This is a genomic window from Bacillus cereus group sp. N31 (assembly GCF_016483245.1).
GTDB lineage: Bacteria > Bacillota > Bacilli > Bacillales > Bacillaceae_G > Bacillus_A > Bacillus_A toyonensis.
This window is the reverse complement of the sequence record NZ_JAEHCH010000097.1, coordinates 1-320: the sequence shown is the minus strand read 5'-3', so window position 1 is coordinate 320 and position 320 is coordinate 1. Positions and strand designations below refer to the sequence as shown.

Below are 320 nucleotides of genomic sequence, written 5' to 3'. Positions count from 1 at the left end.
ATTCGAACCCCCGCGCGACTCTCGCCGCCTGTCGGTTTTCAAGACCGATCCCTTCAGCCGAACTTGGGTATACCTCCATGAAGGAAAATAAATATTTTATTATTATATGTAGCTAAACCATTTCAAAAAAAAATGGAGGAGGTAGAGGGATTCGAACCCCCGCGCGATTCTCACCGCCTGTCGGTTTTCAAGACCGATCCCTTCAGCCGAACTTGGGTATACCTCCGAGACATATAATAAATAAAGTGGAGCCTAGCGGGATCGAACCGCTGACCTCCTGCGTGCAAGGCAGGCGCTCTCCCAGCTGAGCTAAGGCCCCA

The 320-nt window shown here is 50.6% G+C and carries 2 tRNA genes; both read right to left on the bottom strand.

The window, feature by feature from the left end:
- Positions 1–133 precede the first annotated feature (133 nt).
- Positions 134–226: transfer RNA gene (locus tag JDS81_RS29935), tRNA-Ser, on the bottom strand.
- A gap of 20 nt (positions 227–246) precedes the next feature.
- A tRNA-Ala gene (locus JDS81_RS29930) sits at positions 247–319 on the bottom strand.
- Between the last annotated feature and the right edge of the window lies 1 nt (position 320).